We start from the raw sequence: 15,653 nt of genomic DNA, 5'->3' as shown, positions 1-15,653 counted from the left end.
ATGCCAGAAGTAAGATGTTCTGTTTCCAACTGTTCTTTTTGGGGACAAGGTAACTTTTGTCAAGCAAGTGCGATCATCGTTCAGCCTGATGCAGATGAAACTGGTCAAACTGAAAATGATTCATATACAGCTGCTGTTTTAACAAACGAGACGCTAGAAAGTTCTGTAGCAACGAGTGTAGAGACTTGTTGTCATACATTTAAGCCTAGATATTAACAATTATTCCACCTCATATACGTGAGGTGGTTTTTTCTTTCCCTCTTCTTGTTTACGTCATCTCTAATTCTCCCTATAATAAAGTTAACATTTTTATGAATACGAAGGTGAAATACTATGGCTAAAACAATTGCAGATATCGCCAAATTGGCTGGAGTTGCAAAAAGCACAGTCTCTCGTTACTTAAACGGCGGATATGTAAGTGATAAAACAAAACTTAAAATCGAAGGTATTATTCAAGAAACAAATTTCTCTCCCAATACATTTGCTCAAAGTTTAAAAGCAAAAACAACAAATTTAATTGGTGTCATCATCCCCCGATTAGACTCCTTCGCTACAATGAAAACACTTATCGGGATCGATAAAACATTACAGGAAAATAACTATCAAATGCTTGTAGCAAATGCAAATCAAACAATCGGAACTGAAATACAAGCAATTGAAAACTTTATAAAACAAAAGGTAGCTGGCATTATTTTATTAACAAAAACATTGACGAATGAACATCAAAAAATTATGGCTAATTCAAACATCCCTATTTTATTCGTCGGGCAAGAATATAAAGATCAATATTGCCTCGTTCACGATGATTATGATGCAGCTTATGAGTTAGGGGCATACGTTTTATCGCAAGGCCATCGACATATTGCTTATTTAGGGATAGAAAAAGATGATATTTCTGTTGGAATAAATCGAAAAAATGGTTTTCAAAAAGCAATTGAAAATTTAGAACCGACTTGCAACGTTTCATATTACGAAACAACTTTCCGCATAGAAGATGCCATGAAACAAGTACAACATATCTTAGATAATAATCGCCCAACTCTTATCGTATGTGCTACAGATAACATCGCTCTTGGCGCAATGAAAGTCATTCACTCCCACTCTCTTTCTGTACCAGGTGATATTTCTGTAACAGGATTCGGTGGATATGATATTTCAGAAATGGTACACCCTAGTTTAACGACAATTGCGTTTGACTATGAGTATGCTGGAAAGCTTGCTGCCACTTCTCTTTCACAGCTTGTTGAAAACAAAACTATACCAAAAATATTACACTCTCGTTATACATTAAAAATCCAAGAAAGCGTTGACAAAATATAAAGGCGCTCTATAATAAAATTAAAACCGGTTCCACATTTTAAAAACAGGATTTTCAACATCATTTCCCTGTTTTTTATTTTAATTTTTTGCGGAACCGGTTCCACAAAAGAAAATTTATAGTAAGGGGGAATTTTTATGGATATGAAACAAATTGCAACTCAAGTAATACAGAATATTGGTGGAAAGGAAAACATTGTTCGTGCCACACATTGCGCGACTCGCCTTCGTCTTATATTGAAGGATGATACGAAAATAAACGCTGCAGAAATCGAAAACATCGATGGAGTAAAAGGTGCTTTTGCAACGACCGAGCAATATCAAATTATTTTTGGAACTGGCATAGTAAACAAAGTATATGATGAATTCTCAAAACTAATTGGAATAGCTGAACTAGATTCTACAACATCAAACGATATACCTAAGAAAAAAATGAATCCTGTCGCCCGCCTAGCAAAGACACTATCTAATATTTTTGTTCCAATTATTCCAGCTATCGTTGCAAGCGGTTTACTTATGGGTCTACTCGGAATGTTGAAAGCGTTTAAATTAGTTCCTGGAGATCACTCACTTATCCAATTACTTGATATGTTCTCAAGTGCAGCTTTCATCATTTTACCTATTTTAATTGGAGTTAGTGCCGCTAAAGAATTTGGTGGAAACATTTTCTTAGGTGCAGTTGTTGGTGGTATATTAACTCACCCAAGCTTAACAAATCCTTGGACTCTTTCAAATGCAAAACCCACTGTTTTACATTTCCTTGGTATGGATATTGATATGATTGGCTATCAAGGTACTGTTTTACCTATTTTATTATGTGTATATGTTATGAGTACAATTGAAAAAGAACTTCGAAAACGTGTTCCGAACTCTTTAGATTTATTAGTTACACCATTCTTAACAATTATTATAACTGGCTTTTTATCACTTATTATTATCGGACCAATTGGATATAAAATCGGTGACGGCATTACGTACCTTTTAAATACAATTTATCAATTTGCAGGACCAGTAGCTGGACTTATATTCGGTGGATTGTATTCAACAATCGTTCTTACTGGCTTACATCATAGTTTTCACGCTATTGAAGCGGGCTTACTCGCAAATAAAGATATCGGTGTCAATTTCTTACTCCCTATTTGGTCAATGGCGAACGTTGCACAGGGCGGTGCTACTTTAGCTGTCTATTTCAAAACAAAAAACAAAAAAACGAAAAAAATTGCAATTCCAGCAGCAGCTTCAGCATTTTTAGGAATTACAGAACCAGCTATCTTTGGTGTCAATTTAAAACTTGGTAAACCATTTATTGCAGCAGCTATTGGCGGCGCAATTGGAGGCGCTTACGTTGTTTGGATGCAAGTAGCGGCTAATGCATACGGTTTAACAGGTATTCCGATGCTTACAATTGTTGCACCTCTTGGCATGATGAACATGATTCACTATATAATTGGTTTCGCTATTGCAGTTATCACTGCTTTTGTTGCCACATTCATTTTATATAAAGAAAGTAAATAATAACGGGGTGAAAACCTATGTCAAAATATAAAACAATACTGCAATCTAATAAAGACGAATTACATTCTTTATATGAAATTGCAAACCAAGATTCATGGAAACCAATTTATCATATCCACCCACCATTTGGATTAATGAATGATCCTAACGGTGTATCATACTACAATGATGAATATCACGTTTTTTATCAGTGGTATCCATTTGGTCCCATTCATGGAATGAAGCATTGGGGGCATGTGAGGTCAAAAGACCTTATTAACTGGGAGCGTATGCCTGTAGCCATCATCCCTACTGAAAGCTATGAATCACACGGTGCATATTCTGGTAGTGCTATCGTAAAAGATGGCCTTCTTCATCTACTTTATACAGGGAATATAAAAAAGCCTGATGATTCCCGTGATGCAAAACAATGTATGGCAACAATGGATTCACAATATACGATGACGAAATATAGTAATAATCCTGTTATTGATATAATTCCTGACGGATATACAAAACATGTACGTGATCCAAAAGTCTGGAAACATAATGATATGTACTATATGTTACTCGGTGCCCAACGTGAAAATAAAACAGGAACTCTATTACTATACAAATCACAAGACCTATACAATTGGCATTTCCAAGGCGAAATTACAACAAACTTAAAAGAATTCGGATTTATGTGGGAATGCCCCGATTACTTCCAATTATCAGGGAAAGATGTACTTCTCTTTTCACCGCAAGGAATTGAAAAAGACGGAGAAAACTTTCACAATGTATACAATGTCGTTTATGCTATAGGCCATTTCGATATTAAAAATTTATATTTCCATGTTGATTCCTATTACGAAGCTGATAAAGGGTTCGATTTTTATGCCCCTCAAACTTTAGAAGACTCTACTAGTCGTCGCCTATTGTTTGCTTGGGCAGGATCAAGTGAAATCACATATCCTTCTGATGATTATATGTGGGCTCATTGCCTAACACTTCCACGTGAATTAACATTAGAAGATAACATCTTAAAACAAAAACCAGTTTCAGAATTAACAAAACTACGAACAACAAAAAAAGACATTTCAGGAGATATAACAGCTGGATTAAATGTATTATCAACGCTTGATGATGAAGACTCCTATGAATTAATTGTTACACTTAAAACAGAAGATGCAAAACGTTTTGGTCTTTCTCTCTTCCACAATGAGGAGGAATGTTTCCCCATTACATTTAATCGGGAACAAGGTACTATTTCTATAGACAGGGGCAACTTCTACCATCAATTTGGCGGAGAATATGGATTTGAACGCTGTAAAAAAATCGATATTCAAGATACGATAGAACTACAAATATTTGTAGATAAAAGCATCGTGGAAATTTTCTTATACGATGGTTCAACAGTCTTTACGTCCCGAGTTTTTCCTCGAAAAGACATGAAACATCATATCGCAATCTTTTCAGATGCAAAACTAAACTTTACCATCACACAATATAAGCTGAAAAGAGGGATTGTATGAGAAATGTCTTTTGTATAGGTGAACTATTAATTGATTTTGTGTGCCGAAATACTAATGTTTCTTTAGTAAACGGTTCAGATTTCGAAAAAAAAGCTGGTGGAGCACCCGCTAACGTTGCTGCTGCGATTACAAAATTAGGTGGACACGCTACATTTATGGGGCAAGTAGGAAACGACCCATTTGGTGAGTTTCTTGAACAAACTTTACAGCGTGCGCAAGTCGATACATCCATGCTCATAAAAGATAAACAAACAACACTTGCATTCGTATCCATCAATCAAGATGGCGAACGTGATTTTACTTTTATGCGTGGTGCAGATGGTGAATATCAATTCAATAGCATTGATTTATCAAAAATACAAACGAATGATTTAATACATTTCGGTTCAGCGACAGCTTTACTATCAAGCCCATTAAAAGAAACGTATTTTCAGTTGTTACAATATGCGAAAGATAAAGGCCATTTCATTTCTTTTGATCCAAATTATCGAAGTGCACTCATTACAAATACAGAACAATTCTCTCAAGATTGTCTAACCTTTATAAAACATGCACACTTCGTAAAAGTAAGTCAAGAGGAAGCTACTATGCTCTCTAAAGAGAGTGATTTACAACAAGCTGCACTCAAATTATTAAATTATGGCGCAAAAGTAGTAGCTATTACACTTGGAAAAGACGGTACCCTTCTTGCGACAAATGAAGGTCAAACTATTGTCTCTTCTATTTCCATTCAACAAGTCGATACAACTGGTGCTGGTGACGCTTTCGTTGGAGCAATGTTATATCAGATTGCCCAAAGTGAACATACACTTTCGTATCATTTCAAAGACTTAACAGCATTTATCTCCTTTGCAAATAAAGTAGGCGCTATCACATGTACAAATTACGGTGCAATTGCCTCTCTTCCATCATTAACAGATATAAAAGCATACGATTAATCGTATGCTTTTTTTACATTCCTCTCCAAAAATCATGCATAATAAAAAAGTACAAAATAACGAGAACGGCCGTCCCGCATAGGGTAATGCGCCGATATATACTCTTCTCTCCTTCCCTCGCTTTCACAAACGCCCAAATAAATCCGAAGAATAATATTAAATCAACATATGGAACATAAAAAGAAAAGACGAGAAACGCATATAAATACACGATAAATAAACAGGTCGTTACTAAGAAAACTTTAAACGCAAATTCACTTTTCATAATATAACCGCCCCCTATCTGTACTGTATTATATTCAGCAAAATACAATAGTTGCAGTTAAACTCCAAGTATAAATAAGCTACCGTCTATAATACGGTAGCCATTACGGAACATTGTATTTCCGTTTATATATATTACTTAAAATCGAAGAAGGAATTTGCTCGTAACGAACTTTCTCTCCTGTTTCATCTATAATATACGAATTGTTTCCTATATAATATATTCCATCTTTTCGTTTTGAGTACACTGGATATCTTTCATTTGGCAATACCGTTTTCACTTTCGTTAACTGTCCATTTGGTTCTTGCCAATATATATCCGCGCGGTCTACTAACGTAAGTACTCCAATTTGTTCTTTTTCTATTTTTCGACCATTCCAGCTCACAACGCGATAACCAAGTTTATTCGCTTCATATTCGGGGCTCGTATGAAAACGAGAAATGATTACTTTTGTTTGTAATTGTACTCGGTCATATAACCATTGTATATCCCTGTCATGCATACGAATACAGCCATTTGATTCCCTACTTCCAATCGTCCATTCCCGGTTCGTCCCGTGAATTGCATATTCATTCTTATCTAGTCCAAGCCACCTCGTACCAAGAGGGTTATTCGGTGCACCCCCAGGTATTTTTTTTCGATGGTATTCTTTATTTTTAAATTTAGTTATAATACAAAAATTACCTTCAGGCGTAGGTGTACGATCTCTTCCAGTCGTTACTGGAAATGTTTTTGTGTAATTTCCATTTTCAAAAAAAGACAACTGGTTCGTCGTAAGATTTACTAATATTAAATGATCTGTATTAGCAAAAGCACTAACCGGTAGGATGAAAAATAATAGTATGATGAAACATAACTTTTTCAGCTATATCCCCCCTAGCGCTCCCTATAATAAGTGGAATTAACATTACTTTGCTCTTATAAATGAAAACTATCCATTTACAATAACGCCCCCATTTACATGTATCATTTGCCCAGTAACATAGGATGAATCACCAGATGCCAAGTATACGTATGCCGGCGCTAATTCATATGGTTGACCAGGCCGTTGCATCGGGACATTGCTCCCAAACTGAGAGACTTTCTTCTCATCAAAGCTCGATGGAATAAGCGGTGTCCAAATCGGGCCTGGTGCAACACCATTTACCCGAATCCCTTTTTGCACTAACGATTGAGAAAGTGATCTTGTAAAAGCTACGATTGCTCCTTTCGTTGCGGAATAATCAATTAACGTTTCATTTCCTTCATATGCAACGATAGATGCCGTATTTATAATGACATCCCCTTTCTTCAAATGAGAAAGGGCTGCTTTCGTAACGTGAAAATAAGAAAAAATATTAATACGAAATGTTTTTTCTAGCTGTTCTGCTGTAATATACTCTAGCCCTTGCTGCGGATATTGCTGTGCAACGTTATTCACTAAAATATTTAAACTACCTAACTGCCGGGCGGTTTCTTCCACAATATCTTTACAATGCTGTTCATTACTCAAATCCCCCGGCAACAATACACACTTTACACCTTCTTTTTCAACACGTTGTTTCGTCTCATTTGCATCTTCTTCCTCATCTAAATAAGCAATCGCAACATTTGCTCCCTCTTTTGCAAAAGCGATGGAAACTGCTCGTCCAATTCCGCTATCTCCTCCCGTAATTAACACATTCTTCCCTTTTAACTTTTCACTTCCTTTATAGTTTGCATCTTCAAACTGCGGAAGGGGGCTCATTAATGATTCAATACCTGGCTGCTTATTTTGATGTTGCGCAGGCATTGTTATAAAGTTTTTTTGCTGTGGCATAGCTGCTTTCAACTCCTTTTCCTTAGCATGTGCACAATAAAAAGCTGAAATTCACACATCGTTTTACGATTAATATTCGAATTTAAGACACAAAATATGAATTGTTATAAACTTTTTATGCAAAACTATTGCAAAATAGATAAAAAACGAATATTATATATAACTGTTGTGAAAATTATTCGTAAACAGAAAGGATGTTTATATGTTTAACCTTTCAAAACATAAAACTTCTATTAAAACTGAAATTATGGCAGGTATTATTACCTTCTTAACAATGGCATATATCATTGTCGTAAACCCTGTTATCCTTGGAGATGCAGGTGTTCCATTTGAACAAGCATTTACAGCAACAATTATCGCTGCTGTTGTCGGAACATTATTTATGGCAATCTTTACAAACTTACCAATCGCAATCGCGCCAGGTATGGGATTAAATGCTTACTTCTCTTACTCTGTTGTAAAAGCGCATGAAGGCATGACTTTCGCAATTGCATTCTCTGCTGTATTCGTAGCAGGTATGATTTTAATTTTGCTATCATTTACATCTTTCCGTACAAAATTAATGGAAGCAATTCCTGAAAACTTAAAACATGCAATTACTGCTGGTATCGGGCTATTTATCGCCTTTATCGGTTTACGTTTAACAGGTATCGTTACAAAAAATGATGCAAACTTAGTTGGACTTGGTGATCTTCACTCTGCTCCAGTACTACTAGCATTAGCTGGACTTGGAATTACAATTGTCCTTATGTCTTTAAATGTAAATGGCGCACTATTTATCGGGATGCTATTAACTGGTATTATCGCTTTCTTCACGGGACAATTATCATTCTCAAACGGTGTTACATCAATGCCTGGTTTACCAGAAGGAATTATCGTTTCAAATCCAATTACTGCTGTATCTGACGTAATTAACTACGGATTATACGGCGTTGTATTCTCATTCTTCCTTGTTACACTATTCGATACAACAGGTACATTACTTGGCGTTGCACAACAAGGTGGATTTATGAAAGACGGAAAGCTTCCAAAAGCAGGACGAGCTCTTCTATCTGACTCATTCTCAGCAACTATTGGTTCTATGTTCGGAACGACACCATCAACAGCTTACATTGAATCATCTGCTGGTGTTGCAGCTGGTGGTCGTACTGGTTTAACAACTGTTACAGTAGCGGTTCTATTCGCACTAGCAGCATTCTTCGGCCCATTAGTAAGTGCTGTTTCTGGTGTATCAGCTATTACTGCACCATCATTAATTATCGTTGGTAGTCTTATGATGGGTTCAGTTCGCCACATCGATTGGGACGCATTTGATGAAGCATTCCCAGCATTCTTAGTAATCTTAAGCATGCCACTTACATCAAGTATCGCAACAGGTATCGCACTTGGATTTATTTCATACCCACTTATGAAAGTGGCAAAAGGTAAATTCCGTGCTGTTCACCCACTTGTATATGTATTTGGAATTTTGTTTGCTTATCAATTGATATTCTTACCACATTAAAATCTCTCATAAAGAGGGATTTTTTTATACATAAAAAGTAGAGCATCGAAATTCGATGCTCTATTTTCCTTTTTTAAAAGCAATATAAAAAGACTGCAGAGAACTCCATCTCCACAGCCTAATTATTATTTTTGCAAGAACGCCTGCAAATCTGCAAATTGCCTCTTTGCATCTTCATAGCCTTGCTCGTATAAATTTTGTAGTTTTGCTGTATCTTTTTCCATACGATCTACTTGAAGCGGCACTTCTGGGCGAATAACAAATAAATTGCCAGCTTGTTCTTCTTTTTCAATATAGTGAAGTGTTTCATTATACACTTCATAACGATTCAGCATCGTGTTAACAAGGTTCGGATATTTTTTATAAGCTTTCGCAGCAATCCACCCAAATCTTGATTTTTTCTTTGTGTAACCATGATTTCTCGTTAAAATTACGACTGATTTTTTAAATCCATCTTCCTGTGCTTTACGAACTGGAATTGGATCAGAAATCCCACCATCTAACAGTTGTTTACCGCGGTAATTTACTACTGGTGCAATGAAAGGCAATGAACTAGACGCTTGTAATAAATTTAGCGCATCATCATTCGTTCCTTCTTTTTCAAAATAAACAGATTGCCCTGTTTCACAATCCGTCGTTCCTACAAGGAAACGTTCCGGGCTATTAAAGTATGTTTCAAAATCAAACGGCACATGCTTTTCTGGAATTTCGTGGAAAATGAAATCCATATCAAATAGCTGACGTTTTCTCCATAAGTTTTTATACGATAAATATTTCGGATGTGATGCATAATCAATATTGACCGTTTTATTTCTATTTCTTTGTCTGGAAAGATACGACGCTGCATGACAAGCACCAGCTGATACACCGATTACATATGGAAAATATAAATCTTGTTCCATAAAGTATTCTAATATCCCGCCCGTGTATACACCACGCATACCGCCGCCTTCTAATACTAACCCCGTATTTTCAAGCATGTTACTCTCTCCTCTATATATATTGACTCTTTAATTATTCACCATGTTAAGTATCTTTTTCTATTATATATGAGTTCTTTCAGAAATTATATTTAAAAGACTTGAGAAAAAGGAGTTTTTTCTTCCAATTATATTTCCAAATGACCGGAGACATCCTTTATAAACCTTTGAATAAAGTCTTGCTCTTCTTTCGTATATCCATCTAAAAGTAACAACCACTTTTCTTCAGCTTGCTTATGCAATTTTTCATGAGCTTTATATATTTCATTCCCACTCTCCGTTAAGCTGAAGAAGATTTCTTTTTGATTATCTAACATTTGCAGCTTCTCAACGAATTGCTTTTGAAACAACTTTGTACAAATTTTAGAGATTGCTCCCTTCGTCATGCCCATTTCTGTCGTAATTGCCGTTACATTCATCAAACCATTTTTTCCGATACATTCGATTACATGTAACTCAGATAAAGACATACTACTTACACCTGTCTCACGAAGAAACTTCTCGTTTTGTCGTTTTAAATGTTCTTCTTTTTTATGCAAAAGTGTACGAATGTCCGACAGTATTTCCATTTGCTTCCTTGTATACTTCAATCCGTTCGCCTCCTAAGTTTCCAAAGAAACAATTTAACTATATACCATTTTAAAATTATTTTTTCATCTTTACAAGTGAGAAAATCATGTTAAAATAAATTTAGTTTCCAAGGAAACTAAAATACAAGGAGGTTAACAAGATGAAAAAATCTAAACTAACTTTCATTTTATATGTTGTCTGTATTAGTGCCTTACTCGGTTCCTTCGCTCAAAATATTTACACACCTATCTTACCGATGATTCAAAATTCTTTTCACACTTCTCTTTATCTTGTAAATGTAACAGTTTCACTTTTCACATTCGTTCTTGCAATTATGCAGCTCGTATATGGACCTTTAATTGATACAAAAGGGAGAAAATCTGTCCTTATCCCTAGTTTAGTCATTAGTACAATTGGTTCAATCGGATGTGCTTTTTCGGCAAACATTTATTTATTTCTCTTTTTTAGAGCTGTTCAAGCTATAGGAATAGCGGCTATACCTGTAGTTTCAGCAACGATTATCGGCGATTTATTTGAAGGAAAAGAACGCGGAGAAGCGATGAGCCTATACCAAATGTTACTTGCCCTCGCACCTGCAATGGCTCCTCTCATAGGTGGTTATCTTGGCAGTATAAATGGTCACTTATCTGTATTTCTCTTTTTATCTACACTTGGCATTATCTTATTAATTATAAACATTTCACTACTCCCAGAAACAAAGCCAAATATAATTAAACAATCTAAAGCACAAAAGAATTACTCTCTTATCTTAAAAAATAAAACTGGATTTTCTATTACTCTTATTGGCTTCATTCAATTTTGTATTTACTTTTGCTTTCTCGTTTTTTTACCGAGTATTTTAACAAATTCATTTCATTTAACTGTAAATAAAATTGGTCTTATGTTTGTACCAATGTCTCTTTCTATCATGCTAGGAAGTTTTTGCTACAAGTTTTTGCAAAAACGCCTCACAACAAAGCAAGCTTTATTTATTACGAGTTTCTTCAATATTATATGTGTCGTTTTATTCTCTTTCACATATAACATCAATATCCCATTCATCATTATCGTTACATCTTTGTACGGTTTTAGTATGGGACTTTCTATGCCAACTCACACTACTTTATTAACAGAAGAATTCGTACAAGAACGCGCAACAGCTATCGGTATGTACAACTTCATCCGCTATCTTGGTATGGGCACAGGGCCACTTATAGGTGGATTTCTTTTATTTAACCAAAATTACTTTTGGATTTTCTTCCTAGGCGCAATTATGTTTTTACTTGTAATCTTATATACAATGAAAATGCTAAGTTTTCATTCTGTACAAAAAGCAAAATAGAGCCCCCAAAAAGGTCGGCTCTATTTATCCTCTTTGATCCGCAACAATATGAATATCAATATACTTTGTTTGTCTCATAATTTCATTTACAATAGAGCCTTTTCGTATTTCTTCCCACCTTGTTCTAGCCGATTGTCCAAGTAAAATTTGCGTCACCTGTAATCTTTTTGCCACTTCAATAATAACATCTGCTGGCTTTCTTCCCTTTGCTTCTTCTAATACAAAACTTGCATCAAATTGATTCGTTAGCAACTTCCACTCTTCAATCGTCTGCTTTTTTCCAGCTGAAATAGAATCTATATTTTCCCTCTCAACGTTTAATACGTACAATTCAGCGTTTAACCGATCAGCCATGCGCCATCCCCGTCTTATTAATTTCTCCGCTGTTGAACTGTATTGTACACAAACGAGAATTTTTTCTTTCACTCCGATTGGTTCTATCACTGTTTGACTAATCTTTTCGTCCATATCGTCAGCGACTTCACGAAGCGATAATTCCCTAAGTGCTCCTAAATTATTAAGCGTAAAGAAATTTTGTAAGCTTTGCTGAATTTTTTCTTCTTTATATATCTTTCCGTCTATTAACCTCTTCCGAAGTACTTCCGGTGTTGCATCAACGAGCTGAATTTCATTTGCTTTTTGTAAAATAAAATCTGGAATTCGTTCTCTTACTTTTACATTCGTAATTTGAGCTACAATATCATGAACACTTTCTAAATGTTGAATATTAAAAGCTGATAATACCGATATACCAGCCTCTAACAATTCCTGCACATCCATATAACGTTTCTTATGTTTAGAACCAGGAACATTACTATGCGCAAGTTCATCCACTACGACTACTTGAGGCGCGCGTTTTTTTATTCCTTCCACATCAAGCTCATAAAATACCTTTCCTTTATACTGTATTTCTTTCAAAGGAACTTTTTCTAAATCAGCAATTGCTTCTTCCGTCTCTTTTCTTCCATGCGTTTCAATCAAACCAATTACAATATCAATTCCATCTTTTTTCATTTCCCTTGCATCAAAGAGCATTTTATAACTTTTTCCTACGCCTGGAGCTGCTCCTACATATAACTTTAACTTTCCCCGATTTTGTTGCCGAATATATTCTAAATATTCCTCTGGCGTTCGCCTTTGAAACTTCGGTTCATAATCATCCGCATACAAAATAAACACTACCTTTCATTCGAAACAACGCTACCTCAATCCGTTAGATTGAGGTAGCACTGTTACTATTTCATTAATTTTTGTAATGCTAAATTTAGCTTTAAGACATTCACTCGATCTTCTCCAAATAAACCAAGTGCAGCACCTTCTGTTTGATCTTTAATCAATTGATTAAGTTTTTCTTTCGGAATATTCGTTAATTTCGAAATGCGATCCACCTGCACCGAGGCCGCCTTTGGACTAATATCAGGATCAAGCCCTGAACCTGAATTTGTCACTAAATCTATCGGTACTTCTGTTACTGGAACTCTCGGATTTTGTTTCTTCCACTCTTCAATACTTTTCTCTACTCGTTTCTCTAAATCTGGATTAGATGGTGCATAGTTATTTGAACCAGATGCTTCAGCCTTATATTCAATACTAGAAACACGCCCTTGAAAATAACGTGGATCCGTGAAGTTTTGCCCGATTAATTTAGAACCAATCACTTCATTTTTATCATTATATATTAGACTTCCATCCGCATTATCCTTCATCACGGCTTGTGCAATACCAGTAACAATAAGCGGGTATACAAGTCCGCACAACACTAGAAATGTAAAAGTAATACGGATAATTGGTGATAGTATACTTTGTTTCTTCTCCATCTTTTTCCCCTCTTCCTTATATAAACAAGCCGATAATCATATCAATTAACTTAATTCCAATGAACGGAACGATAACTCCGCCAAGCCCATAAATAAGTAAGTTTCGGCTAAGCAATGCATTAGAACTCATCGGTTTATATGCAATACCTTTCATCGCTAACGGAATGAGTAATGGAATAATAACAGCGTTAAATATTAATGCTGATAAAATCGCTGACAGTGGTGATGTTAATTTCATAATGTTCAATGCCTCCATTTGCGGAATCGCAAGTGTAAACATTGCTGGAATGATTGCAAAATATTTTGCTATATCATTCGCAATACTAAACGTCGTTAAAGCACCTCGCGTCATTAACAATTGCTTACCGATTCCTACAACCTCAATAATTTTCGTTGGATTTGAGTCTAGATCAATCATGTTTGCCGCTTCTTTCGCTGCTGTCGTACCACTGTTCATCGCTAATCCAACGTCCGCCTGTGCTAATGCTGGAGCATCATTTGTACCATCACCTGTCATCGCTACAAGTTTCCCTTTATCTTGCTCTGCTTTAATGACAGCAATTTTATCTTCCGGTTTACACTCGGCAACGAATTCATCTACTCCAGCTTCTTTTGCAATGGTTGCTGCTGTTAACGGATTATCACCTGTACACATAACCGTTTTAATCCCCATTTGGCGTAACTGTTCAAAACGCTCACGCATACCCGGTTTTACTGTATCCTTTAAATAAATTAAACCGTAAATACGATTATCTACTGCAACTACAAGTGGTGTTCCGCCCTCTTTTGAAATTAAGTCTGCTTTTTGATTTACATCTTTCGGAATTGTTCCGCCTTGTGACTCAACCCATTCAATAACGGCACCTACAGCACCTTTTCTCACTTTCGTTCCGTCTTGTAAATCAACACCACTCATTCTCGTTTCTGCTTTAAACGGAACAAACTCACCTTGTTCTGCAAGTTCTCTATTATATGATATAGATTTTCCCTGCACATACTCGATAACAGATCGACCTTCTGGTGTTTCATCTAAAACAGAACTAATAGCGGCCCACTTTCCAACTTGCTCAATCGTTTCATTTCCTACAGGCAATAATGTATGAGCCATTCGGTTCCCAAAAGTAATTGTACCTGTTTTATCTAAAATAATTGTATTAATATCGCCCGCAGCTTCTACTGCTTTCCCTGACATCGCTAGCACGTTAAATTTTGTCACCCGATCCATCCCCGCAATACCAATCGCTGATAGCAAACCACCAATTGTCGTTGGAATTAAACATACTAACAACGCTACAAGTACAGCAGTATCAATTTGAAAACCTAAATAATTTGTAAAAATCGGCAACGTCACAACGACGATTAAGAAAATAAGAGTTAAGCTCGTTAATACTGTATTTAAAGCAATCTCATTCGGCGTTTTTTGACGAGCAGCTCCTTCTACTAAAGAAATCATTTTATCGATAAATGATTCACCAGGATTACTCGTAATGACAATTGTAATTTCATCACTTACGACCATCGTTCCACCTGTTACGGAACAAAAATCACCGCCTGCTTCTTTTATAACAGGAGCTGATTCACCTGTAATTGCAGATTCATCTACAGATGCTAATCCTTTGATTACTTCGCCATCACTTGGAATCATTTCTCCTTGTTTTACGATAACAACGTCACCTTTTCTAAGATCAGTTGCTGAAACTTGGACAATGTCTCCATTTTCTTTTACTACATTTGCAAACACATCTTTCTTCGACTGCTTTAAAGAATCGGCTTGCGCTTTACCACGACCTTCTGCTAATGCTTCTGCAAAATTCGCAAATAAAACTGTAAATAATAGAATGAGAGAAACTGTTATATTAAACCATCCTGGTATACTACTAGAACTGCTTGGAAGAAAAGATAAAATGAACGTAATGATAAATCCAATTTCCACAACGAACATAATCGGATTCTTTATCATGACTTTCGGATTCAATTTCGCAACGGATTGCTTCATCGCATGTGTTACGATATCACGATCCATCGTTTTCGCTTGTCTAACTTCATCTTCTACAGCATGTATTTGTGACTCATTTAATTGTTTTTCTTTTACTACTACCGGTCTCATCATTTAC

General features: G+C 35.9%; 15 protein-coding genes. 7 read left to right on the top strand and 8 right to left on the bottom strand.

The window, feature by feature from the left end; all coding sequences use genetic code 11:
- The 5 genes from ACTL4X_RS04030 (at position 1) to ACTL4X_RS04010 (ending at position 5,263) form a co-directional block, all read left to right on the top strand.
- Positions 1-216, top strand: coding sequence for a DUF1540 domain-containing protein (locus ACTL4X_RS04030; protein ID WP_001115482.1), 216 nt, complete (start codon positions 1-3; stop codon positions 214-216).
- A 117-nt stretch (positions 217-333) separates the two neighbouring features.
- Positions 334-1,320 carry a LacI family DNA-binding transcriptional regulator gene (locus tag ACTL4X_RS04025; protein ID WP_071740635.1) on the top strand — a complete coding sequence of 329 codons (987 nt, stop codon included), beginning with the start codon at positions 334-336 and terminating at the stop codon, positions 1,318-1,320.
- Between the two features lie 135 nt (positions 1,321-1,455).
- Positions 1,456-2,832: a sucrose-specific PTS transporter subunit IIBC gene (locus ACTL4X_RS04020; protein ID WP_071740634.1), complete on the top strand. Its 1,377-nt coding sequence runs from the start codon at positions 1,456-1,458 to the stop codon at positions 2,830-2,832.
- Positions 2,833-2,849: 17 nt separating this feature from the next.
- On the top strand, positions 2,850-4,325 hold the full coding sequence (gene scrB / locus ACTL4X_RS04015; protein ID WP_000049750.1) for a beta-fructofuranosidase: 1,476 nt from the start codon (positions 2,850-2,852) through the stop codon (positions 4,323-4,325).
- Positions 4,322-5,263, top strand: a complete 942-nt coding sequence (locus tag ACTL4X_RS04010; RefSeq protein ID WP_071740633.1) for a carbohydrate kinase family protein — start codon at positions 4,322-4,324, stop codon at positions 5,261-5,263. Before scrB ends, ACTL4X_RS04010 begins: the two co-directional genes overlap by 4 nt.
- A gap of 13 nt (positions 5,264-5,276) precedes the next feature.
- Here ACTL4X_RS04010 and ACTL4X_RS04005 read toward each other — a convergent pair whose 3' ends face one another.
- From ACTL4X_RS04005 to ACTL4X_RS03995, 3 genes are all read right to left on the bottom strand, one after another.
- Positions 5,277-5,528, bottom strand: a complete 252-nt coding sequence (locus ACTL4X_RS04005; protein ID WP_000834195.1) for a hypothetical protein — start codon at positions 5,526-5,528, stop codon at positions 5,277-5,279.
- Positions 5,529-5,631: 103 nt separating this feature from the next.
- The gene (locus tag ACTL4X_RS04000) at positions 5,632-6,393 is read right to left on the bottom strand and encodes a L,D-transpeptidase (protein ID WP_025921749.1); all 762 of its coding nucleotides are present in this window, start codon (positions 6,391-6,393) and stop codon (positions 5,632-5,634) included.
- 66 nt (positions 6,394-6,459) lie between these two features.
- A complete protein-coding gene (locus ACTL4X_RS03995; protein WP_001136261.1) occupies positions 6,460-7,326 on the bottom strand; it encodes an SDR family oxidoreductase in 867 nt (288 codons plus the stop codon).
- 202 nt (positions 7,327-7,528) lie between these two features.
- Between ACTL4X_RS03995 and ACTL4X_RS03990 the strand changes: the two genes are divergently transcribed.
- On the top strand, positions 7,529-8,830 hold the full coding sequence (locus ACTL4X_RS03990; RefSeq protein ID WP_000482713.1) for an NCS2 family permease: 1,302 nt from the start codon (positions 7,529-7,531) through the stop codon (positions 8,828-8,830).
- A 125-nt stretch (positions 8,831-8,955) separates the two neighbouring features.
- On the opposite strand, the gene ACTL4X_RS03985 is transcribed toward ACTL4X_RS03990, so the two are convergent.
- Complete coding sequence (locus ACTL4X_RS03985; protein WP_441394984.1) at positions 8,956-9,810, bottom strand: patatin-like phospholipase family protein; 855 nt, start codon at positions 9,808-9,810, stop codon at positions 8,956-8,958.
- A 128-nt stretch (positions 9,811-9,938) separates the two neighbouring features.
- Positions 9,939-10,400, bottom strand: a complete 462-nt coding sequence (locus ACTL4X_RS03980) for a MarR family transcriptional regulator (protein ID WP_071740632.1) — start codon at positions 10,398-10,400, stop codon at positions 9,939-9,941.
- A 140-nt stretch (positions 10,401-10,540) separates the two neighbouring features.
- On the opposite strand from ACTL4X_RS03980, the gene ACTL4X_RS03975 reads away from it, so the two are divergent.
- A complete protein-coding gene (locus ACTL4X_RS03975) occupies positions 10,541-11,722 on the top strand; it encodes an MFS transporter (RefSeq protein ID WP_000748727.1) in 1,182 nt (393 codons plus the stop codon).
- A gap of 24 nt (positions 11,723-11,746) precedes the next feature.
- On the opposite strand, the gene kdpDN is transcribed toward ACTL4X_RS03975, so the two are convergent.
- Genes kdpDN through kdpB form a run of 3 tightly spaced genes read right to left on the bottom strand, consistent with a single transcriptional unit; the run spans position 11,747 to position 15,646 of the window.
- Positions 11,747-12,901, bottom strand: coding sequence for a KdpD-like non-kinase potassium sensor (gene kdpDN, locus ACTL4X_RS03970; protein WP_003269552.1), 1,155 nt, complete (start codon positions 12,899-12,901; stop codon positions 11,747-11,749).
- Between the two features lie 56 nt (positions 12,902-12,957).
- Positions 12,958-13,539 carry a K(+)-transporting ATPase subunit C gene (gene kdpC / locus ACTL4X_RS03965; RefSeq protein WP_000412604.1) on the bottom strand — a complete coding sequence of 194 codons (582 nt, stop codon included), beginning with the start codon at positions 13,537-13,539 and terminating at the stop codon, positions 12,958-12,960.
- A gap of 16 nt (positions 13,540-13,555) precedes the next feature.
- Complete coding sequence (kdpB, locus tag ACTL4X_RS03960) at positions 13,556-15,646, bottom strand: potassium-transporting ATPase subunit KdpB (protein WP_071740631.1); 2,091 nt, start codon at positions 15,644-15,646, stop codon at positions 13,556-13,558.
- Between the last annotated feature and the right edge of the window lie 7 nt (positions 15,647-15,653).

It is taken from the genome of Bacillus sp. RE35, assembly GCF_052146655.1.
Taxonomy (GTDB): domain Bacteria; phylum Bacillota; class Bacilli; order Bacillales; family Bacillaceae_G; genus Bacillus_A; species Bacillus_A cereus.
The sequence above is the reverse complement of the archived record's forward strand: the minus strand, read 5'-3'. Positions and strand labels throughout refer to the sequence as shown.

Bases quoted from the DNA above. Each gene is read 5' to 3' on its own strand.
- ACTL4X_RS04030 (WP_001115482.1), top strand. From the start codon at position 1: ATGCCAGAAGTAAGATGTTCTGTTTCCAACTGTTCTTTTTGGGGACAA.
- ACTL4X_RS04025 (WP_071740635.1), top strand. From the start codon at position 334: ATGGCTAAAACAATTGCAGATATCGCCAAATTGGCTGGAGTTGCAAAA.
- ACTL4X_RS04020 (WP_071740634.1), top strand. From the start codon at position 1,456: ATGGATATGAAACAAATTGCAACTCAAGTAATACAGAATATTGGTGGA.
- scrB (WP_000049750.1), top strand. From the start codon at position 2,850: ATGTCAAAATATAAAACAATACTGCAATCTAATAAAGACGAATTACAT.
- ACTL4X_RS04010 (WP_071740633.1), top strand. From the start codon at position 4,322: ATGAGAAATGTCTTTTGTATAGGTGAACTATTAATTGATTTTGTGTGC.
- ACTL4X_RS04005 (WP_000834195.1), bottom strand. From the start codon at position 5,528: ATGAAAAGTGAATTTGCGTTTAAAGTTTTCTTAGTAACGACCTGTTTA.
- ACTL4X_RS03995 (WP_001136261.1), bottom strand. From the start codon at position 7,326: ATGCCACAGCAAAAAAACTTTATAACAATGCCTGCGCAACATCAAAAT.
- ACTL4X_RS03990 (WP_000482713.1), top strand. From the start codon at position 7,529: ATGTTTAACCTTTCAAAACATAAAACTTCTATTAAAACTGAAATTATG.
- ACTL4X_RS03985 (WP_441394984.1), bottom strand. From the start codon at position 9,810: ATGCTTGAAAATACGGGGTTAGTATTAGAAGGCGGCGGTATGCGTGGT.
- ACTL4X_RS03975 (WP_000748727.1), top strand. From the start codon at position 10,541: ATGAAAAAATCTAAACTAACTTTCATTTTATATGTTGTCTGTATTAGT.
- kdpC (WP_000412604.1), bottom strand. From the start codon at position 13,539: ATGGAGAAGAAACAAAGTATACTATCACCAATTATCCGTATTACTTTT.
- kdpB (WP_071740631.1), bottom strand. From the start codon at position 15,646: ATGAGACCGGTAGTAGTAAAAGAAAAACAATTAAATGAGTCACAAATA.